At 68.8% G+C, this 23,179-nt stretch carries 20 protein-coding genes; 15 read left to right on the top strand and 5 right to left on the bottom strand.

Annotated features, from left to right (window positions below; genetic code table 11):
- The first annotated feature begins 12 nt into the window (after positions 1-12).
- Together SNE35_RS15395 and SNE35_RS15390 are read left to right on the top strand one after the other, a co-directional pair.
- Positions 13-2,844 carry an AfsR/SARP family transcriptional regulator gene (locus tag SNE35_RS15395; protein WP_320423797.1) on the top strand — a complete coding sequence of 944 codons (2,832 nt, stop codon included), beginning with the start codon at positions 13-15 and terminating at the stop codon, positions 2,842-2,844.
- A gap of 101 nt (positions 2,845-2,945) precedes the next feature.
- Complete coding sequence (locus tag SNE35_RS15390) at positions 2,946-3,722, top strand: PEP-CTERM sorting domain-containing protein (protein ID WP_320423796.1); 777 nt, start codon at positions 2,946-2,948, stop codon at positions 3,720-3,722.
- Here the strand turns inward: SNE35_RS15390 and SNE35_RS15385 are convergent.
- Genes SNE35_RS15385 through SNE35_RS15375 form a run of 3 tightly spaced genes read right to left on the bottom strand, consistent with a single transcriptional unit; the run spans position 3,702 to position 6,593 of the window.
- On the bottom strand, positions 3,702-3,926 hold the full coding sequence (locus tag SNE35_RS15385; protein WP_320423795.1) for a DUF350 domain-containing protein: 225 nt from the start codon (positions 3,924-3,926) through the stop codon (positions 3,702-3,704). The genes SNE35_RS15390 and SNE35_RS15385 overlap by 21 nt on opposite strands.
- Positions 3,927-3,950: 24 nt before the next feature.
- Entirely contained in the window at positions 3,951-5,546 is a 1,596-nt protein-coding gene (locus SNE35_RS15380) for a DUF4178 domain-containing protein (protein WP_320423794.1), read from the bottom strand.
- A 3-nt stretch (positions 5,547-5,549) separates the two neighbouring features.
- Complete coding sequence (locus tag SNE35_RS15375) at positions 5,550-6,593, bottom strand: SPFH domain-containing protein (RefSeq protein ID WP_320423793.1); 1,044 nt, start codon at positions 6,591-6,593, stop codon at positions 5,550-5,552.
- 167 nt (positions 6,594-6,760) lie between these two features.
- Here SNE35_RS15375 and SNE35_RS15370 point away from each other — a divergent pair, with 167 nt between their 5' ends.
- The 10 genes from SNE35_RS15370 (at position 6,761) to nadB (ending at position 18,031) form a co-directional block, all read left to right on the top strand.
- The gene (locus SNE35_RS15370; RefSeq protein ID WP_320423792.1) at positions 6,761-7,246 is read left to right on the top strand and encodes a molybdenum cofactor biosynthesis protein MoaE; all 486 of its coding nucleotides are present in this window, start codon (positions 6,761-6,763) and stop codon (positions 7,244-7,246) included.
- A complete protein-coding gene (crcB, locus tag SNE35_RS15365) occupies positions 7,243-7,623 on the top strand; it encodes a fluoride efflux transporter CrcB (protein ID WP_320423791.1) in 381 nt (126 codons plus the stop codon). Before SNE35_RS15370 ends, crcB begins: the two co-directional genes overlap by 4 nt.
- Complete coding sequence (locus SNE35_RS15360; RefSeq protein WP_320423790.1) at positions 7,620-7,970, top strand: hypothetical protein; 351 nt, start codon at positions 7,620-7,622, stop codon at positions 7,968-7,970. Before crcB ends, SNE35_RS15360 begins: the two co-directional genes overlap by 4 nt.
- Before the next feature lie 49 nt (positions 7,971-8,019).
- Complete coding sequence (gene clpB / locus SNE35_RS15355; RefSeq protein ID WP_320423789.1) at positions 8,020-10,617, top strand: ATP-dependent chaperone ClpB; 2,598 nt, start codon at positions 8,020-8,022, stop codon at positions 10,615-10,617.
- A gap of 52 nt (positions 10,618-10,669) precedes the next feature.
- The gene (locus SNE35_RS15350; RefSeq protein WP_320423788.1) at positions 10,670-11,044 is read left to right on the top strand and encodes a glyoxalase superfamily protein; all 375 of its coding nucleotides are present in this window, start codon (positions 10,670-10,672) and stop codon (positions 11,042-11,044) included.
- A gap of 127 nt (positions 11,045-11,171) precedes the next feature.
- Positions 11,172-12,107, top strand: coding sequence for a protoglobin domain-containing protein (locus SNE35_RS15345; RefSeq protein WP_320423787.1), 936 nt, complete (start codon positions 11,172-11,174; stop codon positions 12,105-12,107).
- Between the two features lies 1 nt (position 12,108).
- Positions 12,109-12,495: an STAS domain-containing protein gene (locus SNE35_RS15340; protein WP_320423786.1), complete on the top strand. Its 387-nt coding sequence runs from the start codon at positions 12,109-12,111 to the stop codon at positions 12,493-12,495.
- Between the two features lie 3 nt (positions 12,496-12,498).
- Positions 12,499-13,581, top strand: coding sequence for an ATP-binding SpoIIE family protein phosphatase (locus SNE35_RS15335; RefSeq protein WP_320423785.1), 1,083 nt, complete (start codon positions 12,499-12,501; stop codon positions 13,579-13,581).
- Positions 13,569-16,355, top strand: coding sequence for a response regulator (locus tag SNE35_RS15330; RefSeq protein ID WP_320423784.1), 2,787 nt, complete (start codon positions 13,569-13,571; stop codon positions 16,353-16,355). The genes SNE35_RS15335 and SNE35_RS15330 overlap by 13 nt, the downstream gene beginning before the upstream one ends.
- Before the next feature lie 74 nt (positions 16,356-16,429).
- Complete coding sequence (gene nadB / locus SNE35_RS15325; protein ID WP_320423783.1) at positions 16,430-18,031, top strand: L-aspartate oxidase; 1,602 nt, start codon at positions 16,430-16,432, stop codon at positions 18,029-18,031.
- Here nadB and SNE35_RS15320 read toward each other — a convergent pair.
- On the bottom strand, positions 18,028-18,324 hold the full coding sequence (locus tag SNE35_RS15320) for a late competence development ComFB family protein (protein WP_320423782.1): 297 nt from the start codon (positions 18,322-18,324) through the stop codon (positions 18,028-18,030). The genes nadB and SNE35_RS15320 overlap by 4 nt on opposite strands.
- Before the next feature lie 45 nt (positions 18,325-18,369).
- Complete coding sequence (nadA, locus tag SNE35_RS15315) at positions 18,370-19,473, bottom strand: quinolinate synthase NadA (RefSeq protein ID WP_320423781.1); 1,104 nt, start codon at positions 19,471-19,473, stop codon at positions 18,370-18,372.
- Between the two features lie 83 nt (positions 19,474-19,556).
- Between nadA and SNE35_RS15310 the strand changes: the two genes are divergently transcribed.
- From SNE35_RS15310 to SNE35_RS15300, 3 genes are all read left to right on the top strand, one after another.
- Complete coding sequence (locus SNE35_RS15310) at positions 19,557-20,333, top strand: SapC family protein (protein WP_320423780.1); 777 nt, start codon at positions 19,557-19,559, stop codon at positions 20,331-20,333.
- Positions 20,334-20,463: 130 nt separating this feature from the next.
- Entirely contained in the window at positions 20,464-21,807 is a 1,344-nt protein-coding gene (locus SNE35_RS15305; protein ID WP_320423779.1) for a cyclopropane-fatty-acyl-phospholipid synthase family protein, read from the top strand.
- Positions 21,808-21,898: 91 nt separating this feature from the next.
- Positions 21,899-23,149, top strand: coding sequence for a PQQ-dependent sugar dehydrogenase (locus SNE35_RS15300; RefSeq protein ID WP_320423778.1), 1,251 nt, complete (start codon positions 21,899-21,901; stop codon positions 23,147-23,149).
- Positions 23,150-23,179 lie beyond the last annotated feature (30 nt).

Here is a 23,179-nt window from a genome sequence, read left to right as displayed (position 1 = left end):
ACTATCGGTGCCATGTCCGGCGTCCTGCTCTACAAGCTTGCCGTCCCGTCGATCGAGGGTCAGGTCGAGCGCGCGCGTCCGCTGCAGGGGCTGGAGGCGCAGCTGCGCCGCAGCCCGCTGGTGTGGCTGATGGGTCTGCCGGGCTCGGGCAAGACCTCGCTGGCGGCGCAATGGGTGCATCGCGCCCAGGCGGCGGGGCGGCGCTGCGTCTGGTACCGGCTCGACGAGGACGATGCCGACATCGCCGGCCTGCTCGACGCGCTGCGCCGGATCGAACCCGATCTCGGGCTGCCCGCCTGGTCGCCCGACAACCAGGTCGAGCTGCGCGGCTTCGCCCGGCGCTTCTTCGGCCAGTGGCTGGCCGCGCAACCGCTGACCCTGGTGTTCGACGACTGCCATCGCCTGCCCGAAGGCAGCCCGGTGTTCGAGCTGCTCGATGCGGCGCGCGAGCTGGCCGGCGATCGTCTGTCCTTCCTGCTGATCAGCCGCAGTCCGCCGCCGCTGCCGCTGGCCCGCGGCATCGTGCCCGGCTGGCTCGGGGTGTACGAGGACCTGGCACTGAGCCTGGACGAAGCGGCCGCGGTGGCGCAGGCCGTTTCCGGCCGACCCATGGGCGCCGTCGAACTTGAGCAACTGCGCGCGGCAGATGGCTGGATGGCCCACGTGCTGGCGCTAGCCCGCGGCGGCAGCAGCCACGCGCCGGGCGGGGCGCTGGAAGCCGTCGGCGAGTTCCTGTGCGAGGAGCTGCTGGCGATGCTGCCGCCGGGCGAACGACGCGGTCTGCGCCTGGCGGCGGAGCTGCCGGAGCTGCCGCGCGCCGAGGTGCCGCTGACGCCCTCGCAGGCCCGGCTGCTGGACCAGCTCGCCGCGCGGCGCTGGTTCGTCGACCGTACCGAGGGCGATGCCTGGCGCCTGCACGATCTGCTGCGCGACGGCCTGCGCCGCCGCAACGCCGCGCTGGAGACGCCGGCCGCGCTGGCCGAGGCCCGGCGCGAGGCGGCCGGCTGGGTGCGCCAGCACTCGCCCGAGATCGCGATGAACCTGCTGGTGGCCGCCGGTGACGAGCCCGCCGCGCTGGCACTGCTGGCCGTGCAGGGTCGCAACTGGCTGGCCCAGGGCCGGCATCGGCAATTGCTCAACTGGCTCGATGCGCTGCCCGGCGAACCCGGCCCACAGCGCCTGCTGTGGCGCGCCGAGGCGCTGCTGCCGCTGGCGCCCGAGGAGGCGCGCGAGCCCTTCGCGCGCAGCCGCGCCGCTTTCGTGGCCGCCGGCGAGGCCGATGCGGCCTACCGCGCGTGGTCAGGCGAAGTTGGCAGTTATGTTGTGCAGTGGGGCGCCGTGCAGGGGCTGGCCGAGCTGGTGGACGAGCTGGAACTGATCGAGGCGCGGCTGGGACCGCCCTCGGGCGAATGGCGTTTCCGCTGCGCGGCCGACGCGCTGACCGCGCTGATGTACGGCCGCGCCGAAGATCCGCGCATCGCCCGCTATGCCCAGGCCACGGCGCTGACGGTGGAGCAGGCGCCCGACGTCGCCAGCCGCATCGGCGCGGCGGCTCAGTTGCTGATCTACCGGCTCTGGTGGGCCGGCGACTTTCCCGGCGGGCGGGCGCTGTACCAGGCCTTCGACGCCGAGGTGGAACGCGGCGACCGCGACGGCAGCGTGCCGCCGCTGGCGCGGCTGATCTGGTGGTCCAACGCGGCCATCGTCGACTGGCAGTGCGGCTCGCCGCAGCGCTGTTACGACAAGGTCGACCGCGGCCTCGCGCTGGCCGAGGAAACGGCCATCCATGTGCGCGACTTCTTCCTGCTGACCCAGGGCATCTTCTGCGCGCTGGCCCAGGAGGACTGGCAGCGCGCCGAGGCCTATCTCGCCCGACTGGCGCTGACCGAGCGCGGCCACCGGCGGCTGGACAGCATGGTCCACCACTTCTTCCGCAGCTGGTACTGCCTGTCGCGCGGCGACGCCGCCACCGCGCTGGCCCATGTGCAGACGGCCGAGCCGATGGCACAGGCGCTGGGCTCGCTGTTCCATCGGGTGATCGTGCTGTCGGCGCTGGCGCCGGCGCGCCTGCACAACGGCGATACGGCGGGTGCCGTCGAGGCCTACCGGGCCCAGCTCGCGCTGGCCAAGGGCAGCCAGAACCCCACCTTCGCCTACATCGCCTTCTGCGCCGGTGCCGAGATCGCGCTGGCCACTGGCGATGAGGCGGCGCTCGCCAAGCAGGTGGAGCGGATGCTGATGGTCAAGCAGCTCGGAGGCTTCCACAGCGATTGCGGCTGGCGCAGCCCCGTGCGGGCGCGGCTGCTGGCCTTCGCGCTGGAGCGCGGCATCCTGCCGGAGACGGCGCGGCTCTGGATCCGCCAGAAGCAATTGCCGCCGCCGCCCGGCTACCGCGGCGCGGAGTGGCCGATGCCGGTGCGCATCCGCGCGCTGGGCGGGTTGGACGTGGAGCTGGACCGCCCCGGGGAGAACACGCCGGCGGGCGCCAAGCCGCCGACGCGGCTGCGCGAGCTGCTGGCGGTGCTGGTCGTGCGCCGCCGCCAGGGCGCCACGCAGGACGAGCTGTGCGACTGGCTCTGGCCCGAGGCCGAGGGCGACAAGGCCGCCGCCTCGCTGAAGGTGGCGCTGCACCGGCTGCGCGGCTGGCTGGGCGCCGACGCGGTGCTGCTGAGGAACGGCGTGATGGCGCTGAACGAGCTGTGCGTGGGCTGCGACCTCTGGCTGCGCATGGATGAGGGCAATCCCTTGCAACTCGCCACGCTGGCGGGCAGCCTATTGACCGGCTGCCAGGCGCCGCCGGTGCGCGCGCTGCGGGAGCGGCTGGCGGCGCTGGTCATGCGTTGACGAAGCTCTCCTCAAATCGTCCACACCGTTTTACCGATCCGTAACCTGTCGGCTTCTATCGTCCGTTTCCATGCCGCATGTCGCGGTGCCAGGAGTTGACGATGAGCTTTGCGATTGCAGGAAAACAGATGCTGGCCCTGATGGGGGCGGCCATGCTCGGCATGGCGGCACCGGCCGGCGCCACGCAGGTGACCTGGTACGTCCAGGGACACTTCAACGCGACCGACCCGAACACTCCGGCCGACCTGGCGGCCCTGGTGCCCGGCGGCGCGGCCTTCCAGGCCAGTTACACCTTCGACACCTCGATCGCGAACAGCCCGGTGGCCTTCATCTCGGGCGTGGAGTACTTCTACACGACCAGCACCGCGCTGGGCGGGCTGGCGACCTTGGACGTGGCCGGCAGCCACTTCAACTCCAGCAAGAGCGTCAACATCATCGAGTACGCGGACGGCAATGGCGAACAACTCACCTTGAATGCCGGAGTCGGCGTACAGGGGCCGTTCTCCGGCAGTACTTACACGGCCTCGCTCGACGTGCTGGCGATGGGCCATTCGGGGCCGCCCAGCGCCGATGCATCCGTCAAATGGCCCTGGTTCTCGCCCTTCGGCGGCACCAGCGGCTCGTTCCAGCTGGTCAGCGCCACGCCGCCGGACCTGACGCCGGCCAGCAACCCGCCCTTGCTGGTGCTGCAGTTCTATCCCAGCGACGGCAGCAGCCGCGTGGACCGCCTCGGCACCATCGATGCGATCCAGGCCACGCCGTTCGCCTCGACCGTGCCCGAGCCCGGAGCGGCGTTGCTGATGCTGTCCGGCCTGCTGGGCTTCGGCGCCCTGGGCCTGCGGCGCCGGGCCAGTGCTTCAGCCGTGGATCGCGGCTGACACGATCAGCCCGATCGACAGGCACATCGCGGCGACGACGATGGCCAGCGCCAGGTTCTTCTTCTCGACGATCTCTTCCCACAGCTTGTAGGGCGTGATCCAGTCGATGATGACGAAGCAGAGCCAGAAGATCACCACGCCGATCAGTGCGTAGAGGATCGAGCCGGCGACGATCGCGGGCTTCAGCCATTCGATGCCGTTCATGGTGAGGGTCTCCTGCTGAAATAGTTACTTGTGGCCACCGCCGCCGCTGCTGTAGCCGCCGTAGGAGCCGCCGCTGGTGCCGCCGATATAGCCACCGCTGTTGCTGCGCCGGCACTGCTGGTATTCCGCGCTATTCGTGCCGAAGCTGTCGGCATAGCCCTGGCAGTCGTCGCGGCTGCACAGCCGCAGCATCAGGAGCAGCAGCGGCAACAGCACGAAGATGATGATGATCCAGCGCAGCACGCGGCCGGGGCTCAGCGGCGGCGCCGCGTCGCGCTGCAGCGCTGCCACACGGTCTGGGGCGAGCCGGAAGGCGCGGGCCACTTCGGTGGCGTCCAGCGCCTCGCCCTGGCTCCAGGTCACTTCGTTGCCGGTCTGCTCGCGGCTCAGCACCGCCTTGCGCGCGCCCGAGGTGGATTCGTAGTCGACGACCTGGGCCCGCTCGTCGCGCTTGAGCTGCCAGTAGAACTCGCCCAGCACGTAGGTGGTGCGGGCCGCGTAGGCGTATTTGCGGCGGTAGCTGCGGCCCTGCCAACTCGCCGTGCTGCCGGCGGCCGCGGGCGCGCCGGTCAGCGGGCGCACGAGGCTCCAGCCGTCCTCGGCGTCGACCAGGAAGACAAAGCCTTCCGTGCGGTTGTAGAGCAGGTACTCGCGCCAGAAGGTGGTCTCGTCGTCGTCGCCGGGCTCCGGGATGTCGCAGCGCTCCTGGTAACCGACGACCTGCCAGGGCACGGGGGTGCAGCTGCCGAAGGCCAGCGAGCCGGTGCTGCCGAGGGCGATCTGCGGTTCCCCGCCATGCGCCTGTGCGAAATGCTTCAGTTCCGCGCCGACGCCCTGGCTCAGGTCCACGACGTGGCGGCACTGCGGACAGATGATGCTGACGGTCGAGTCCAGTCGCGGCTCCAGTGCCGCGCCGCAGTTCGGGCAGGCCAGCGCGCGCGAGCCGGCGAGGCTGCGGGTCGACGAGGATTCGGTATCGCGCAGGCCGCGCAGTTGCAGGTCGGCCAGCCGCACCGGTCGGCCGATCGACCATTGCGGCGCCTGCGGATCGCTGTACTCCAGCGAGCCGACCTCGTCGCGCTCGTTGCGCAGTTCCGCCACGAGGAACTCGCGCCCCAAGGCCGGCGGCCGGGGCAGTTCGCCCTCGGCAGCGGCCAGTGTGGTCTGGGTCAGCGCGGCGACACTCCAGCCGCTGCCGCCGAGCGTCAGCGGGGCGCCGAGCCGCAGGGCCTCCGGTGCCGGCGCGGCCTCGGCCAGCGGCGCGTCGAAGGCCATCACGAAGCTGCCGTTGTCCTCCGACAGCCAGGCACTGCGGCCGGTGCTGTCGAACAGCGCATGCCATTCGTTCCAGCCCCCATCGGCATAGCGCAGCTGCAGCCGGCCGACGATGGTGAACGCCTCGCCGGCATGCCGGCCGCTCGCGCCCAGTTGCAGCGGCGAGTAGTCCTCGATCAGCTCGGCGCTGGTACCGATGCGGCGCAATGCATCGCCGTCGCGCACCAGCGTGCTGCGGCAGAAGCTGCAGACAGCACTCGCCGAAGCCGCCGAGGCGAACTCGACCGGCGCACCGCAGTTGGGACACAGCGCCTGCCAGCGGCGCTGCGGCTGCTCAGTCGCCAATGATCAGGCGAGCTTCTTGAGCAGCTCGGTCTTCTTGGCGGCGAATTCCTCGTCGGTGAGGATGCCCTTGGCCTTCAGGTCGCCGAGGCGCTCGAGCAGGGCCATGATCGAGTCGGAGGTTTCGGCCGGCGCAGCGGCAGTTGCCGCGGCCGGTGCGTGGGCGGCGACGTTGCCGATGCCCTGGCCCAGCTGCTGCGCCAGCACCTGGCCCAGCGCCACGCCGGCGCCCAGGCCCATCGCGTCGCCGGCGATGCCGCCGCCCTGGCCCACGCCCTGAGCCAGCTGCGGGATGGACTGCGCCGTCTGGTACTGCATGAACTGGCCCATGTTCTGGCCGATCATGCCCATGCCGATGCGCTGGTCGAGGATCTTCTGCAGTTCCTCCGGCAGCGACACGTTCTGCAGCGTCACGGCCTCCAGCTTCAGGCCCAGCTTCTCGAACGAAGGCGCCGTGGCGGCCTGCAGCTGCGCGGCGAACTCGACCTGGTTGGCGGCCAGGTCCAGGAAGGCAAGACCCGACCCCGCGACTGCGTCGCTGATGTGCTGCAGCATCAGGCCGCGGAGCTGGCCGTCGAGGTCCTGCGTGGTGTAGCGCTCGCGGGTGCCGGAGACTTCCTTGTGGAAGGTCTTGGCGTCGCCGATGCGGTAGCTGAAGTTGCCGAAGCCGCGCAGGCGCACGGCGCCGAAGTCCTTGTCGCGGATCGTCACCGGCTGGGTCGTGCCCCAGCGCTGGTCGACCTGCTGGCGGGTGCTGAGGAAGTAGACGTCGCTCTTGAACGGGGACTCGAACAGCTTGTCCCAGTTCTTCAGGTAGGTGAGGACCGGCAGCGTCTGCGTGGTGAGCTTGTAGGTGCCGGGGCCGAAGACGTCGGCGATCTGGCCTTCGTTGACGAACAGCGCGACCTGCGACTCGCGCACCGTCAGCGAGGCGCCGTTCTGGATTTCCATGTCGGCCATGGGGAAGCGCCAGGCGAGGGTGCCGTCGCCGTCTTCGGTCCATTGGATGATGTCAATGAACTGTTTCTTGATGAAGTCCATCAATCCCATGTCTCAACTCCTCGATTCGTCGTGAGCGCGCGGCCGCCGATGGTGACCGAAACGGCGCAAGTATCCAACAGCCGACTTAAGGAATGCTTGAGCCGTAAAGTGAAGAATGCCGGGAGGGCGGCCAAGCTGTTACTGAACATTGGGGACGCGATGACACAATTGCTGCCATGCAGAAAACGCCCCGCGTCAGCATCCGCTCAGAAGACTTCGACCTCGGCGCCGAGACGGCCGCTTTGCGAGCCGGCGATGGGGGCATCGGTGCCATCGTGAGCTTCGTCGGCACCGTGCGCGACGCCAGCCACGGTCAGGCGGTCAGCGCGATGGAACTGGAGCACTACCCGGGCATGACTGAGACGGCGATCGAGGCCATGATCGACGCCGCCTTCCAGCGCTTCGACATCCGCGCCGCGCGGGTGATCCACCGCATCGGCCGGCTCGAGGCGCGCGACCAGATCGTGCTGGTGCTGGTCGCTTCCGCGCATCGCGGCCAGGCCTTCCAGGCCTGCGAATTCCTGATGGACTACCTTAAGACGCAGGCGCCGTTCTGGAAGAAGGAACACACGCCCGACGGCGCGCACTGGGTGGACGCCCGCACGGCCGACGACGCGGCGCTGGCGCGCTGGGGCATCGGGGTGCAGGGGAACGCGCAATGATCGTCCTGCAGGTGCTGGCGGTAGCCGCCGGCGCCAGCGTCGGTTCGCTGGCGCGCTGGGCCGCGGGGCTGTGGCTGAACGCGCGCTGGCAGGGTTTCCCGCTGGGCACGCTGCTGGTCAACGTGGTCGGCGGCCTGATGATCGGCATGGCGCTGGAATGGTTTGGCCGCCAGCCGAACGAGTTGCTCAAGCTGCTGCTGGTGACCGGCTTCCTGGGCGGGCTGACGACCTTCTCCTCCTTCTCCGGCGAATCGCTGGCGCTGCTGCAGCGCGGTGAATTCGGCCTGGCTCTAGCGCACACCGGCATGCACGTGCTGGGTTCGCTGGCGGCGGCGGCGCTGGGCCTGGCGCTGATGCGCACGGTGCTGGGCGAATGAACGCCCGCATGTTGCGCCGCGCCGGCGTGCTGGGCCTGGTGATCGGTCTGCTGGCCGCGGCGCTGGCCTACTGGCATGCCACCAGTGGGCCGGATCCGCGCTTGACGCAGGGCTACGAGATCATCGGCGGCCAGGTCTTCGACAGCGAGCAGGCCGACGAGGCGCGCAAGCGCCAGATCGAGCACGTCGGCGGCAAGGCGGCCGTCTGGGCGGTGGAGTTCAACGAATGGTTCGGCTCGCTGTGGCAGGGCACGCGCCTTGCCGCGACCTTGGCGATCCTCGGGGCGCTGACGATGCTGGCCTGCTTCCACATCGCCGGCCTGATGGACGAAGGCCACGACCCTTGAAATCCGCGGGCCCAGGCCTAACTTGCGTGGAATCAAGGAGTTAGCCCATATGCGCCCCGACAAATTCACCACCCGTTTTCAGGAAGCCATCGCCGAAGCCCAGAGCCTGGCGATCGCCCGCGACAACCCGTACATCGAACCCGCCCACGTGCTGGCGGCCATGCTCGTCCAGGAAGACGGGCCGAAGGCCTTGCTGGAGCGTGCCGGGGTCAAGGTGCCGGCGCTGAAGACGGCGGTGGAGACCATCGTGGCTGGCCTGCCCAGCGTGCAGGGCGAGGGCCAGCAGGTCAGCGCCGGGCGCGACCTGATCAGCCTGTTGCAGGCGGCCGAGAAGGAGGCCGGCAAGCGCGGCGACCAGTTCATCGCCAGCGAAATGTTCCTGCTGGCGCTGTCCGACGCGAAGACCGACCTGGCCGGCGTCGCGCGCGGCCACGGCCTGACCCGCAAGGCGCTGGAAGGCGCGATCGAAGCGGTGCGCGGCGGTGAGAAGGTGGATTCTGCCGACTCCGAAGGCCAGCGCGAGGCGCTGAAGAAATACACGCTCGACCTGACCGAGCGCGCCAGGAGCGGCAAGCTCGACCCGGTGATCGGCCGTGACGACGAGATCCGCCGGACCATCCAGGTGCTGCAGCGCCGCAGCAAGAACAACCCGGTGCTGATCGGCGAACCGGGCGTCGGCAAGACGGCCATCGTCGAGGGCCTGGCGCAGCGCATCATCAACGGCGAGGTGCCCGACTCCCTCAAGAACAAGCGCGTGCTCGTGCTGGACATGGCGCTGCTGCTGGCCGGCGCGAAGTTCCGCGGCGAGTTCGAGGAACGCCTGAAGGGCGTGCTGAAGGAGGTCGCCAAGGACGAAGGCCAGACGATCATCTTCATCGACGAGATCCACACAATGGTCGGCGCCGGCAAGGCCGAGGGCGCGATCGACGCCGGCAACATGCTCAAGCCGGCGCTCGCGCGCGGCGAACTGCACTGCATCGGCGCAACCACGCTGGACGAGTACCGCAAGTACGTGGAGAAGGACGCCGCGCTGGAACGCCGCTTCCAGAAGGTGCTGGTGGACGAGCCCAGCGTCGAGGCCACGATCGCGATCCTGCGCGGCCTGCAGGAAAAGTACGAGGTGCACCACGGCGTCGAGATCACCGACCCGGCCATCATCGCCGCGGCCGAGCTGAGCCACCGCTACATCACCGACCGCTTCCTGCCCGACAAGGCGATCGACCTGATCGACGAGGCCGCCGCCAAGATCAAGATCGAGATCGACTCCAAGCCCGAGGTCATGGACCGGCTCGACCGCCGCATGATCCAGCTGAAGATCGAGCGCGAGGCCGTGCGCCGCGAGAAGGACGAGGCCTCGCAGAAGCGCTTCGACCTGATCGAGGAAGAGCTGCTGCGCCTGCAGCGCGAGTACGAGGACCTGGAAGAGATCTGGCTGAGCGAGAAGGCGCAGGCCCAGGGTTCGGCGCATGTCAAGGAAGAGATCGACCGCATCCGCCAGCAGATCGAGGACCTGAAGCGCAAGGGTGACTTCAACAAGGTCGCGGAGCTGCAGTACGGCAAGCTGCCCGAGCTGGAGAAGAGCCTCAAGGAAGCCCAGGCGAAGGAAGCCGGCAAGGCGGGTGGTACGGCTGCGCGCCCGCAACTGCTGCGCACCCTGGTCGGCGCCGAGGAGATCGCCGAGGTCGTGGCCCGCGCCACCGGCATCCCGGTCGCCAAGCTGATGCAGGGCGAGCGCGACAAGCTGCTGCAGATGGAAACGAAGCTGCACGAGCGCGTCGTGGGCCAGGACGAGGCCATCACCGCCGTGTCCGATGCGATCCGCCGCTCGCGCGCCGGCCTGTCGGACCCGAACCGCCCGACCGGCTCCTTCCTGTTCCTCGGCCCCACCGGCGTCGGCAAGACCGAGCTGTGCAAGGCGCTGGCCGGCTTCCTGTTCGACAGCGCGGACCACATGATCCGCATCGACATGAGCGAGTTCATGGAGAAGCACTCGGTCAGCCGCCTGATCGGCGCGCCGCCGGGCTACGTGGGCTACGAGGAGGGCGGGGTGCTGACGGAAGCGGTGCGCCGCAAGCCCTACAGCGTGATCCTGCTCGACGAGGTCGAGAAGGCGCATCCGGACGTGTTCAACGTGCTGCTGCAGGTGCTGGACGACGGCCGCCTGACCGACGGCCAGGGCCGCACCGTGGACTTCAAGAACACGGTGATCGTGATGACGTCCAACCTGGGCTCGCAGCAGATCATGGCACTGACCGGCGAATCGTCGGCCGTGATCAAGGACGCGGTGTGGGGCGAGATCAAGACCCACTTCCGGCCCGAGTTCCTGAACCGGATCGACGAGGTCGTCGTGTTCCATGCGCTGGACAACAAGAACATCGCGTCCATCGCACGCATCCAGCTGAAGGTGCTGGAGCAGCGGCTCGAGAAGCTGGACATGAAGCTGGACGTCAGCGACGCGGCGCTGGCCGAGCTGGCCAAGGTCGGCTTCGACCCGGCCTTCGGCGCGCGGCCGCTGAAGCGGGCGATCCAGCAGCGGGTGGAGAACCCGCTGTCCAAGCTGATCCTGGAAGGCCGCTTCGGGCCCAAGGACGTGATCCCGGTGGATGTCGCCGGAGACGAGTTCAGCTTCGGGCGCGTGGTCCACTGAACGTAGCCATCCGGTAGGGCAAGATGGGGCGATTCCACTTCGGAGTCGCCCCATGTCATTTCAGCTCCATGCCCCGACCCCCGTGCTGCGCATCTTCGACGAGGCGCTGGCGCGGGATTTCTACGTCGGCTTCCTCGGCTTCGCGGTCGACTGGGAACACCGCTTCGGCGACAACTTCCCGCTGTACATGCAGGTCTCGCAGGGCGACTGCCAGCTGCACCTGAGCGGCCACCATGGCGACTGCTGCCCCGGCGCCTCGCTGCGCATCGTGACACCGGCGCTGGACGCCCTGCATCAGCAGCTCAGCGCGGCCGACTACAAGCATGCCAAGCCGGGCATCGAACTGAAGCCCTGGGGCAGCCGCGAGATGACGGTGACGGACCCCTTCGGCAATCGCCTGACCTTCGTCGAGGACGCGGAGCCCTGATTCGACAAGCGTGGCCAAAGTCTCACAGACTTTGGCGTGTCACCGTCGAAACTTCTCACCGATGGTATGGTCCAGGGGAGCAGTACCCCGGGCACACCGCGAGTCGCACCTTCTAAGGGAGAAGACGATGACCTCTGTCGAGCTGCTTGAGAAGTTCAATATCACCGCGCTGGACGTCGAGAACATTCGCAAGGCAGGCGCCATCCTCGCGCCGCAGCTCGAAGACTTCGTGGAGGCCTGGTACGTGTGGCTGCGCCAGCAGCCCGAGTACCTGCAGTTCTTTCCCGACGCCGCCAACGTGGCCCGCGTCACCAAGCTGCAGACCGCGCACTGGAAGGAATTCTTCGCCGCCGAGATCAACGACTTCTACGTCGCCCGGCGCACGCACGTCGGTGCGGTGCATGCCCACATCGAGCTGCCCAACGACATCTACTTCGCCGGTGTGAGCATGTCCTACCAGATGTTCGGCGAGCGGCTCAAGGCCGCAGGGCTGTCGGGCGACGAGGTCATGACCCTGATGATGGCCGTCAACAAGCTGCTGAAGCTGGACACCTTCCTGGTCATCGACACCATCTCGCGCATCGCGCGCGAACGCATCGCCGACCACAGCCGCGCGATGATGGAGATGTCCACGCCGGTCACGCCGATCTGGGAAGGCATCCTGCTGCTGCCGCTGGTGGGCATCATCGACACCACGCGCACCAACGAGATCATGAACAAGACCCTGACCAAGATCGCGGAGAGCCGCGCCAAGGTCTTCGTGCTGGACATCAGCGGCGTGGCCTCGGTCGATACCGGCGTGGCCAACCAGCTCATCAAGATCACCAAGGCCACGCGGCTGATGGGCTGCGAGTCCATCATCTCCGGCGTGTCGCCGTCGATCGCGCGCACGATGGTGGAGCTGGGCGTCTCCATCGGCGAGGTGCGCACCACCGCCACCCTGCGCGATGCCTTCGAGCTGGCGCTGCGCGCCGTGGGCGTGATGGACATGGGCACCGTCAACACCGCCACCATGGCGGCGCCCAACAACGCTCTTGCGGTGCGACCACGCCCCGCCGTGTAGCGTGGCGGAATTCTCAGCCGGCGACCTGGGCGCCGTCTCCATGACCGAGGTGCAGGGCTGCCTGGTGGTCGCCATGCCAGGGGACGCTGGCGAAGAGACGTTTGCCCAGCTCTTCGATGCGGTCTCGCAGTGGCTGGTGGCCCGCCGTGCGCCGGCGGTCGTCCTGGATTTCTCGGGCGTGCGCATCCTGGACCTGCATGAGTTCGCGCGGGTGCGCACGCTGGCCAAGGTGGCGGGTTTCCTGGGCGCGCGGGTGTTCCTGGTGGCGCTGAGCCCCGGCATCGCGGCCTTCCTGGCGCAGGCGGGCGCGGACATGGGCGACATGCATTTCTGCCTGCAGATGGAGGACGCCTTCGCGTTGATGGCGCGGCTGGCGCAGGAGGCATGAAGCGTGAACAGCGCGGGCCATCCCTGGGGTAGCGAGACGGCAGTCTTCCGGCTCCAGTCGATGCTGGACCTGCGCATGGCGGCCAGCGGCGTCATGGGCATGGCCAGCCTGGCGCGCTGCTCGCCGCTGGATCTCTCGCAGCTCGCTACGCTGGTCTCCGAGCTGGGCAGCAACATCCTCAAGTACGCCGGCAGCGGCCACATCCGCGTACAGACGGTGCAGGAGGATTTCCGCACCGGAGTGGAGGTGGTGGCCGAGGACAACGGCCCCGGCATCCCCGACATCGCCCAGGCCATGCAGGAGCATTACAGCTCCTCGGGCACGCTGGGCCTGGGCCTGTCCGGCGTGCGCCGCATGGTCTCGGAGTTCCACATCGATTCGGAGCCCGGCCGCGGCTGCCGCGTCCGCGTGCAAAAGTGGATGGCGAAGCCGGCTGCGCTGCACAAGGCGGCCGGTCCCGCATCCAGCCTCCCGCCGCTGCCGATCCTGCCGACCGTGCCCGCCGTGGCCTTCGATACGGCCGAGATCAACCGGCCCTGCTATCCCGAATCCGTCTCGGGCGACAGCACCGTCGTGCAGCCTGTGGCGGGAGGCCTCCTGCTGGGATGCATCGACGCCTCGGGGCATGGCCCGCGGGCGCATGCGTTGTCGACACGGCTCGCGCAGCAGCTGCGTGCGGTGGCCGGCACGGACATGGCGCACCTGTTGTGGCTGCTGCACCAGAGCGCGGTGGGCACGATCGGCGCGGCCGCGGCGATCGCCTTCGTGGACACCGCTCGTTCCACCTTGGCCTTTGCAGGCATCGGCAACATCCGCATCCGTTGCGTGGGTGCTGTGCCATGGGCCGGCATCTGCCGCGACGGTGTGCTGGGCGAGCGTTTCCCGACGCCTGAGGTGCAGCAGTTCCAGCTGCATGCGGGCGACGTGGTGCTGCTGTATTCCGACGGCATCCGCGAAACCCTGAGCACGCAGGTGCTCGCCCGCGCGCACCTGGGCACCGCTGCCCACATCGCCGACAACGTGCTTCAGCACGGCGGCAAATCCACCGACGACGCCAGCTGCGTGGTGCTGAAATGCAGGGCATAGCTGGGGTCGGCCACATCGCGCTGCTGGGCGAGGCCTCGTGCGTGGAAGCGCGCCGCAAGGTGCTGCAGGCGCTGCTGGCGGTGGAGGGCGACGCCACGCGCTGCACCCCCATCGCCGCCTGCGTCTCCGAGCTGTGCCGCTGGATGCTGGTCAATGCCAGCGCGGCCGATGTGGCGCTGTCGTTCAGCCGCGACGGGCACGACTGCTTCGCCGTGCTGGCCTTCGGCTCGGACACGCCGCTGCCCCGGCCCCGGCCGCCCCGGCAACTGCTGGATTTCGCGCGGAGCCATGAGGTCTTCGCGGAGCAGGGGCGGCACGGGCTGCGCCTGTACTTCGCGCTGCACCACCACGTGGAGCTGCGCGCGGTGGAGGCGCTGCGCAGCCGCTTCGCGGAAAAGTCGCGCGAGGTCCTGTTCATGGAATCGCGTCGCGCCGAGGCCGAGATGCGCCAGATGGTGGAAGAGCTGCGCGTGGCCAAGGACGCGGCCGATGCGGCCAGCAAGGCCAAGGGCGACTTCCTGGCCAATATGAGCCACGAGATCCGCACGCCGATGAACGCCGTCATCGGCATGTCCTACCTGGCGCTGAAGACGGACCTGAATCCGCGCCAGCGCGACTACGTGATGAAGATCCGCCAGTCGGGCCAGCACCTGCTGGGCATCCTCAACGACATCCTGGACTTCTCCAAGGTGGAGTCGGGCAAGCTCAGTGTCGAGAAGACGCCCTTCGAGCTGGACCGCGTGCTGGAGAACGTGGCCACCGTGGTGGCCGACAAGGCCCAGATCAAGAACCTGGAGCTGATCTTCGACCTGCCGGCCGAGGTGCCCCAGCACCTCGTGGGCGATCCGCTGCGCCTGAGCCAGATCCTCATCAACTACGCCAACAACGCCATCAAGTTCACCGAGCATGGCGAGATCGACATGGTGGTGCGGGTCGAGGAGCAGAGTCCCACCGAGGTCCTGCTGCGCTTCGAGGTGCGCGACACCGGCATCGGCATGACGCCGGAGCAGATGGGCCGCCTGTTCCAGAGCTTCCAGCAGGCCGACACCTCCACCACGCGCCAGTTCGGCGGTACCGGCCTGGGCCTCGCCATCAGCAAGAGCCTGGCCGCGCTGATGGGCGGGGAGGTGGGGGTGGAGAGCGAGCCGGGGAAAGGCTCGTGCTTCTGGTTCACGGCCCGGCTGGGCCTGGGCGAGCGGCGCAGCCGCCGGCTGGCGCCGGACGACCTGCGCGGGCGCCGCGTGCTGGTGGTGGACGACAACGAGCACGCCCGGGCAGTGCTGGTGGACATGGTCGCCACGCTGAACTTCGAGGTGACCGCGGTGGATTCCGGCCCCCACGCGCTGGATGCCGTGCGGGCCGCCGTGGCGGCGGGCCGGCCCTTCGACGTGGTGATGCTGGACTGGCAGATGCCCGGCATGAACGGCCTGGAGACCGCCCGGCGCATCGCCGCGCTGGATCTGCCGGCGCTGCCGCAGCGGGTGATGGTGACCGCCTATGGCCGCGAGGAGGTGGCCGAGGCCGCCAAGGGCGCGGGCGTGGAAGACCTGCTGCTCAAGCCTGTCAATGGCTCGCTGCTGTTCGACACGCTGATGCGCCTGTTCGGGCGCCAGGCGTCGGCGATGGCGCTGCGCCAGGAAGAGCCTGGCAGCGCCGCGCTGGCGGCCCTGGCCCCGCTGCGCGGCGCCCACGTGCTGCTGGTGGAAGACAACGAGGTGAATCAGCAGGTGGCCGGGGAACTGCTGCAGGACGCGGGCTTCATCGTCGAGATCGCCGGCAACGGCCAGATTGCTCTCGACATGGTGCTGGCGCGCGAGCCCGCCATGCCCTACGACGTGGTGCTGATGGACATGCAGATGCCGGTGATGGACGGCATCCAGGCCACCCTGCTGATCCGGCGCGAGGAACGCTTCGGGCCCATGCCGATCCTGGCCATGACGGCCAACGCGATGCAGGTCGACCGCGACCGCTGCAGCGCCGCGGGCATGCAGGGTTTCCTCTCCAAGCCCATCGAGCCCGACGAGCTGTGGCGCGCGCTGGCGCAGTGGATCCGCCCGCGCGCCGGCCTGGGTGCCTTGCCCGCCCCCAAGGCCGCGCCCGCCGTGCCCCGCGGTGCGGTGGCCCTGCCGCTGGAGACCCTGCTGCACGACGTGCCGGGGCTGGACCTGCAACTGGGCCTCAAGCGGGTGATGGGCAAGGAGTCCCTGTACCTGAACATGCTGCGCACCTTCGTCAGCGGCCAGGCCGATACCTGCGCCCACATCCGCGTTTCGCTGCGGCTGGGCGAGGTGACCGTTGCCGAACGGCTGGCCCACACCCTGCGCGGGGTGGCGGGCAATGTCGGTGCGACCGAGGTGCAGGAGCTGGCGACCCGGCTGGAGTCGGCCATCCGCGAGAGGCAGGCATCGGCAGCCATCGAGGCGGAGCTGCAGCGGCTGCAGGAGCCGCTCGAGACCCTGGTCCAGGCCCTGGCCACGATCCTCGATCGGCACGACGCGACTCCGAGCAGCAGCGCCACGCCAACCCCCGCCGCCGGCACCGTCACCCTGGCCGCACTGCAGGAGGTCTACCGCCATCTGCAGGAGCTGCTGGACGGCTCCGATTCGCAGGCCGCCGACCTGTTCGACGAGCACCGCGAAGAGTTCCGGGCCATTGCCGGCACGGGCTACAAGGCCATCGACGATGCGATGCGCGAGTACGACTTCGAGCTCGCCTTGCTCGAACTGCGCAAGGCCATGGCCGCCCATGCTGCCGAAGCGGGTACGGGGTCCTGAGCGCAGGGGCACACACCCATAGAATCGGTTTCCCTTTTGCATGACGCCTCGATGAAAAGCACGGGCGCTCCGGAATGACGAATGCAGCAGCTCCCGTGGTGATCGTTGGCGCCGGTCTGGCCGGCCTCACCGTTGCCCTCCATCTGGCCGACACCGTGCCGGTCGTCGTGCTGGCCAAGCGCGAGTTGACCGAGGCCGCCACCGCCTGGGCGCAGGGCGGCATCGTCGGGGTGCTGGGGCGAGACGACAGCATCGAGAGCCATGTCCGCGACACGCAGGACGCCGGCGCCGGCCTGGTCGACGAGGCCACCGCCCGCTTCATCGCCGAGCGCAGCGCGCAGGCGGTCGAATGGCTGGTGCGCCAGGGCGTGCCCTTCACGCCCGACCACGACGGCCCGCTGGGCCTGCACCTGACGCGCGAGGGCGGCCATGCGGTGCGCCGCATCGCCCACGCGGCCGATGCCACCGGCAAGGCCATCCACGACCAGTTGCTGGACGCCGCGCGGGAGCACCCGAACATCACGTTGCGCGAGCGCTGGATGGCGCTGGACTTGATCACCTCGCGCCACCTGCAGCGCGAGGAACTGCCGCGCTGCTACGGCATCTACGCGCTGGACATCGATACGCAGAAGGTCGAGACACTGCCGGCCCGTGCCGTGGTGATGTCCACCGGCGGCGCCGGCAAGGTCTACCGCTACACGACCAACCCCGACACCTCCACCGGCGACGGCATCGCGATGGCCTGGCGCGCCGGCTGCCGCGTCGCGAACATGGAGTTCATCCAGTTCCACCCGACCTGCCTCTACCACCCGCAGGAGCGCAGCTTCCTGATCACCGAGGCGCTGCGCGGGGAGGGCGGTCACCTCAAGCTGCCGGACGGCACCCGCTTCATGGCCGCGCACGACGAGCGGATGGAGCTGGCGCCGCGCGACATCGTCGCCCGCGCGATCGACTTCGAGATGAAGAAGCACGGCCTGGACCACGTCTGGCTCGATGCCACGCACCTCGGCGAGGCCTTCCTGAAGGAACACTTCCCGACCATCCATGCGCGCTGCCTGAGCCTGGGCATCGACATCGCGAAGCAGCCGATCCCGGTCGTGCCGGCGGTGCACTTCACCTGCGGCGGCGTCGTCACCGACCTGAACGGCCGCAGCGACCTGCCCAACCTCTACGCCGTGGGCGAGACCACCTACACCGGCCTGCATGGCGCGAACCGCCTGGCGAGCAATTCGCTGCTGGAGTGCGTGGTGCTGGGCCAGACCTGCGCGAGCGACATCCTGGCGTTGCCGCAGCCGGCGGCCGAGCCGCTGCCGGACTGGGACGAGAGCCAGGTCGAGAATGCCGACGAGCAGGTCGTCATCGCCCACAACTGGGACGAGTTGCGCCTCTTGATGTGGAACTACGTCGGCATCGTGCGCACGACCAAGCGGCTGGAGCGCGCGCTGCACCGGATCGACCTGCTGCGCAGCGAGATCGACGACTACTACGCCAATTTCCGCGTGACCCGCGACCTGCTGGAACTGCGCAACCTGGTCGAGTGCGCGGAGCTGATCGTGCGCTCGGCGCTGCTGCGCCACGAGAGCCGCGGCCTGCACTTCAGCCGCGACTACCCGCGCACGCTGCCGGTCAGCTTCCCGACGATCCTGATCCCGGATCGCAATTCAAGAACGGCTTAAACGTTGCGCGCCCGCAGCGCGGTGCGCGCCTCGACGAAGTTGAAGGCGTAAGTCACCGCCTCGTGCACCGCGGCGCTGATCTCCTGGCGCTCCCGCTCGGTCAGGTAGAACGAGAAATCGACCTCGTGGCGGATGTAGCGCGGCGGCAGGCGGTTCAGCGCCACGCAGGCGACGTCGCAGAGCGTGTCCGCGTCCAGGTCGACATTGGCGGCGTAGTTCGGCGCCAGTTCCATCACCGTGGAGAAGACCTCGCGTTCGTGATGGTTGAACAGCGAGCTGAAATCTTGCGCCATGGTCTTGTCCCTTCAGGTCTTTATCAGGCCGATTTATAGCGCCATTCAGGCGGCGCCGATGTTGGGCGTTAGCCCCGGCTTGACGCCCGCCTTCAGGGCGGCCGTGAAATCCAGCATCCGCTCGATGCAGCCCAGCGCCTGGCGGCGCGTCGGCTCTTCGATGGCGATCTCGCCGCTGCCCGTTTCCAGGCAGTCGACCAGGTTTTGCAGGCCGTTCATCGCCATCCACGGGCAGTGCGCGCAGCTCTTGCAGGTGGCGCTGTTGCCGGCGGTGGGCGCTTCGATCAGCGTCTTGCCTGGCGCCAACTGGCGCATGCGGTGCAGGATGCCGTTGTCGGTGGCGACGATGTATTCCTTCGCCGTGCCCTCGACGACGGCCTTGATCAGCGCCGAGGTGGAGCCGACCACGTCTGCCATCTGCACCACGCTGCGCGGCGATTCCGGGTGCACCAGCACCATCGCGCCGGGGTGCTGCTCGCGCAGCAGTTCCAGCTCCAGGCCCTTGAACTCGTCGTGGACGATGCAGGCGCCGTTCCACATCAGCATGTCGGCGCCGGTCTCTTCCTGGATGTAGCGGCCGAGGTGGCGGTCCGGCGCCCAGAGGATCTTCTGGCCCTGGGCCTTCAGGTGCGAGACGATGTCCAGCGCGCAGGAGCTCGTCACCATCCAGTCGGCGCGGGCCTTCACGGCGGCGCTGGTGTTGGCGTAGACGACGACCTGGCGGTCCGGGTGCGCGTCGCAGAAGGCGGCGAAGTCGTCGGCCGGGCAGCCCAGGTCCAGCGAGCAGGTGGCGTCCAGGTCGGGCATCAGCACGCGCTTCTCGGGCGACAGGATCTTGGCCGTCTCGCCCATGAAACGCACGCCGGCGACGACGAGCGTCTGCGCCGCGTGATCGCGCCCGAAGCGGGCCATTTCGAGCGAGTCGGAGACGATGCCGCCGGTTTCCAGCGCCAGGTCCTGCAGGTCGCCGTCCACGTAGTAGTGGGCCACCAACGCGGCGTTCCTGGCCTTCAGCAGTTCGGCGGCGCGGGCCTTCAGCGCGGCGCGTTCGTCGCGCTTCAGCGGTGCCGGCACCTTGGCCCAGGCGTGGGCGGTGCAGCTCTGGCCTTCGGCGTCCTGCCGCGTGTAGTCGAAGAGAACTTGTTCCATGTGGCGGATTGTCGCCGAGGGCTCCGGCGCCTGCTTGCGCCCGGATTTGCGGCCAGAATGGATTCCCCACAGGAGATCCGCCCATGAAGACCCTGCTGATCTACGACAAGCTCGTGAGCCTGCACCGCGAACGCCACCGCAAGCTGCGCCTGAAGGCCGGCGACCAGCGCTTCGGCTTCGCGCGCGAGACGAACTCGGTGCTGTTGGCCGCCAGCGAACTGGGGCAGGCCTGCCTGGACTATCCCTGCGTGTTCATCACCACCGAACAGGGCCATGCGATGGCCGCGCTGATGGGCCTGCGCGATCGCGAGAACCTGTTCGTCGAGGCGGACGGCAACTGGGTGCGCGGCGCCTACGTGCCGGCCTTCGTCCGCCGCTATCCCTTCGTGCTGGCCGAGAGCGGGGCTCAGCCGGGCGAGTACACCGTGTGCATGGACGAAAGCTACGCCGGGCTCAACGAGACCGAGGGCGAACCGCTGTTTCAGCCCGACGGCAGCGACAGCCCCTGGCTCGACCAGGTCAAGAGCTTCCTCGTGCAGTTCCGCAACGAGATGGACGCCAGCCACCGCTTTGCCGAGCGCCTGAACGAGCTGGGCCTGTTGGTCGAGCGCCAGGTCAACTACGAGCTGCAGGGGCGCAGCTACAAGCTCAGCGGCTTCAAGCTGATCGACGAGCAGAAGCTGCTGGCGCTGCCGCCCGAAACGGTGCAGGAACTGTTCGCCAATGGCTGGCTGGGGCTGGCCTACGCGAGCCTGCTGTCGCAGGCGCAGGTGCCACGTCTTGCCTCACGTTTGACGGCGCTGCTGGAGGCGCAGGCGCTGGCCGCCGCGCAGGCGATACCGCCCGTGCATGTGCACTAAAAGCAAGCACTGAAAAGCAAGGTTTCTGGCGGGCGCAGAGCGCTCATTGCGCATAGGCACGCCGCTTGCCAACTTTCGGTCCATGGACCAAGAATCAAGCCTCCGGAACTCGAGCTTTCGCGTGCATGCCGTGGACACTTCCCCGTCTTCCCGCTCCCTCGCAGACCTGACGCCCGCCAGCAATACCGCGCTGGGCGATTGGACCGAACTCGCGCAGCGTCTGTTCGCCGCCTACCCGGGCGCGCTGGGCCTGCGCGTCGGTCAGGGGCCCGGGAGCTTCAGCGGCGTGTTCGGCCGCGACGCGACCCAGGGCCAGGCGCCGGATTTCAGCCTGAACTTGGCCAGCGGCGAGGTGCTGCGCCGCCTGATCGCCGGCCGCGATCCGCTGCGCTTCGCCGAGGCCTACTTCCGTGGCGACATCGAGATCGAGGGCGACTTCTTTGCCGCGCTGACCCTGAAGGATCACCTGCGGGAGATGCAGCTGCCACCGATGCTGCGCTTCAAGGTGCTGCTGCGCATCCTCGGCATCGGCGGCAGCCTGCCGGGTACCGGTACGGCGCTGCCGACCCTGGACGTGCACGACCACAGCCGCCAGGAGAACCGCAAGGCGATTGCCTTTCATTACGACGTCTCCAATGATTTCTATCGCCTGTGGCTGGACCCGGCGATGGTCTACTCCTGCGCCTACTACGCCGAAGAAGGCTTCGACCTCGCGCAGGCCCAGGAAGCCAAGCTGGAGCACATCTGCCGCAAGCTGCGCCTGCAGCCCGGCGAGCGCTTTCTCGACATCGGCTGCGGCTGGGGCGCGCTGGTGATCCATGCCGCCAGGCATCACGGCGTGCGCGCGCACGGCATCACGCTGAGCGAGCAGCAGCTGGCGCTGGCGCGGCAGCGCATCGAGGCGGCGGGCCTCACGGAGCAGATCAGCGTCGAGTTGCGCGACTACCGCGACATGGCACCGGCGGACGGCTTCGACAAGATCTCCAGCGTGGGCATGTTCGAGCATGTCGGCCTGAAGAACCTGCCGCAATATTTCGCCAAGGTGCACGAACTGCTGCGGCCCGGCGGCCTGTTCCTGAACCATGGCATCACGCACGACGAGGAGGGCTGGGGTCAGGCCTTGTCCTCCGTGTTCATCAACCGCTACGTGTTCCCGGACGGTGAGCTGGACCTGCTGTCCAACGTGCAGCGCGAGATGGAACTCAAGCGCTTCGAGATCCTCGACGTCGAGGGCCTGCGCGCTCACTACGCGAAGACCTTGCGTGCCTGGGTCGGCCAGCTCGAACAGAACCACGAGGAAGCGCTGAAGCACGTCAGCGAGGCGACCTGGAGAGTTTGGCGCCTCTACATGGCTGCCTGCGCGATGGAATTCGAATCGGGCGAGCTGGGGCTCTACCAGATCCTCGCCAGCAAGCGCCTCCCGCAGGGCGGCCCGGCCGACCAGCCGGCAACGCGGCGCTACATGTACCCGTAGGCCGTCTCCTACAAGCGGCCGAGCCATCGGCCTGCACAAAGCGGCATGGCAGCGCGTAGTGTTGCTGCATGTGTCTGTGAGGAGACAAACGATGAAGACCCTGCTGAATGGCGGCTCGCGTGTGCTCGCGTGCCTGGCGCTCGTGACGGCGGCCGGCGGGGCGCAGGCGCTGGACGGGCAGGTCGTCGTCAGCGGCCTCACAGCGCCGCTGCAACTGACGGCGCCGGTCGGCGACAGCCGCTCCTTCATCGTCGAGAAGGGCGGCTTGATCAAGATACTGTCGGGCGGCTCGGTGCAGGCCACACCCTTCCTGGACCTGAGCGGCCAGGTCAACACCTCCGGCGAGCGCGGCCTGCTGGGCCTGGCCTTCGACCCGAACTTCGCCAGCAACGGCCGCTTCTACGTGGACTACATCGACCGCACGACGCTGAACACCGTCGTCGCCCGCTACACGCTGCCCACGCCCGGCGCCGCCACGGCAGCCGGCGCCACCGTCGACCAGATCCTGACCATCGCGCAGCCCGCGGGCCGCGACAACCACAAGGCCGGCTGGCTCAGCTTCCGCCCGGGCGATAGCTCCGATCTCTACATCGCCGTGGGCGACGGCGGCAGCAGCTACGACCCCGATGGCAACGCCCAGAACCCGCAGTCGCTGCTCGGCAAGATGCTGCGCGTGGACGTCAGCGGCAGCGGCGCCGGCTACACGATCCCGGCCGACAACCCCTTCGCCGCCAGCGCGACGACGCGGCCCGAGATCTGGGCGCTGGGCCTTCGCAACCCGTATCGCGACAGCTTCGACCGGCTGACCGGCGACCTCTGGATCGGCGACGTTGGCCAGTCCACGCGCGAGGAGATCGACCGCGAGCTGGCGGGTGACCCCGGCGGCCACAACTACGGCTGGCGCCTGCGCGAGGGCACGATCGAATCGCCGGTGAACGGCGGCACCGCGCCGGGTCTGACCGATCCGGTCTTCGACTACGGCCGCAGCACCGGCGGCAGCATCATCGGCGGCTTCGTCTATCGCGGCCCGAGCATCGCCGATGCCGATGGCCGCTACTTCTTCGGCGACTACGTGGCCAACAAGGTGTTTTCGCTGGCGGTCAACGCGGACGGCAGCGTTTCCGACCTGCGCGACGAGACGGCCGACTTTATCGGCGGCACGGGTCTGTCGGGCGTCTACTCCTTCGGCGAGGACGGCCTGGGCCGGCTCTACGCGCTGGGCGGCAACGGTGTGCTGGTCGTGATGGTGCCGGAGCCGGCGACCTGGGCGCTGTTCGGCGGCGGCCTGGGCCTGCTTGCCTGGATTTCGCGCAGGCGATCCGGAGGACGCGGCGCCGTCTGACGGAGCGGTCGCGGCGATGGGTTTATCCTC

Origin of the sequence: Roseateles agri, from assembly GCF_034043675.1 — a bacterium.
GTDB lineage: Bacteria > Pseudomonadota > Gammaproteobacteria > Burkholderiales > Burkholderiaceae_C > KK5.
This window is presented reverse-complemented; position numbering and strand designations above follow the sequence as displayed.

Excerpts from the sequence above, each read along its gene's own strand:
- nadB (WP_320423783.1), top strand. The coding sequence starts at position 16,430 with ATGACGAATGCAGCAGCTCCCGTGGTGATCGTTGGCGCCGGTCTGGCC.
- SNE35_RS15370 (WP_320423792.1), top strand. The coding sequence starts at position 6,761 with ATGCAGAAAACGCCCCGCGTCAGCATCCGCTCAGAAGACTTCGACCTC.
- SNE35_RS15345 (WP_320423787.1), top strand. The coding sequence starts at position 11,172 with ATGACCTCTGTCGAGCTGCTTGAGAAGTTCAATATCACCGCGCTGGAC.
- SNE35_RS15395 (WP_320423797.1), top strand. The coding sequence starts at position 13 with ATGTCCGGCGTCCTGCTCTACAAGCTTGCCGTCCCGTCGATCGAGGGT.
- SNE35_RS15310 (WP_320423780.1), top strand. The coding sequence starts at position 19,557 with ATGAAGACCCTGCTGATCTACGACAAGCTCGTGAGCCTGCACCGCGAA.
- crcB (WP_320423791.1), top strand. The coding sequence starts at position 7,243 with ATGATCGTCCTGCAGGTGCTGGCGGTAGCCGCCGGCGCCAGCGTCGGT.
- SNE35_RS15320 (WP_320423782.1), bottom strand. The coding sequence starts at position 18,324 with ATGGCGCAAGATTTCAGCTCGCTGTTCAACCATCACGAACGCGAGGTC.
- SNE35_RS15390 (WP_320423796.1), top strand. The coding sequence starts at position 2,946 with ATGAGCTTTGCGATTGCAGGAAAACAGATGCTGGCCCTGATGGGGGCG.
- clpB (WP_320423789.1), top strand. The coding sequence starts at position 8,020 with ATGCGCCCCGACAAATTCACCACCCGTTTTCAGGAAGCCATCGCCGAA.
- SNE35_RS15350 (WP_320423788.1), top strand. The coding sequence starts at position 10,670 with ATGTCATTTCAGCTCCATGCCCCGACCCCCGTGCTGCGCATCTTCGAC.
- SNE35_RS15385 (WP_320423795.1), bottom strand. The coding sequence starts at position 3,926 with ATGAACGGCATCGAATGGCTGAAGCCCGCGATCGTCGCCGGCTCGATC.
- SNE35_RS15330 (WP_320423784.1), top strand. The coding sequence starts at position 13,569 with ATGCAGGGCATAGCTGGGGTCGGCCACATCGCGCTGCTGGGCGAGGCC.
- nadA (WP_320423781.1), bottom strand. The coding sequence starts at position 19,473 with ATGGAACAAGTTCTCTTCGACTACACGCGGCAGGACGCCGAAGGCCAG.
- SNE35_RS15360 (WP_320423790.1), top strand. The coding sequence starts at position 7,620 with ATGAACGCCCGCATGTTGCGCCGCGCCGGCGTGCTGGGCCTGGTGATC.
- SNE35_RS15300 (WP_320423778.1), top strand. The coding sequence starts at position 21,899 with ATGAAGACCCTGCTGAATGGCGGCTCGCGTGTGCTCGCGTGCCTGGCG.
- SNE35_RS15375 (WP_320423793.1), bottom strand. The coding sequence starts at position 6,593 with ATGGGATTGATGGACTTCATCAAGAAACAGTTCATTGACATCATCCAA.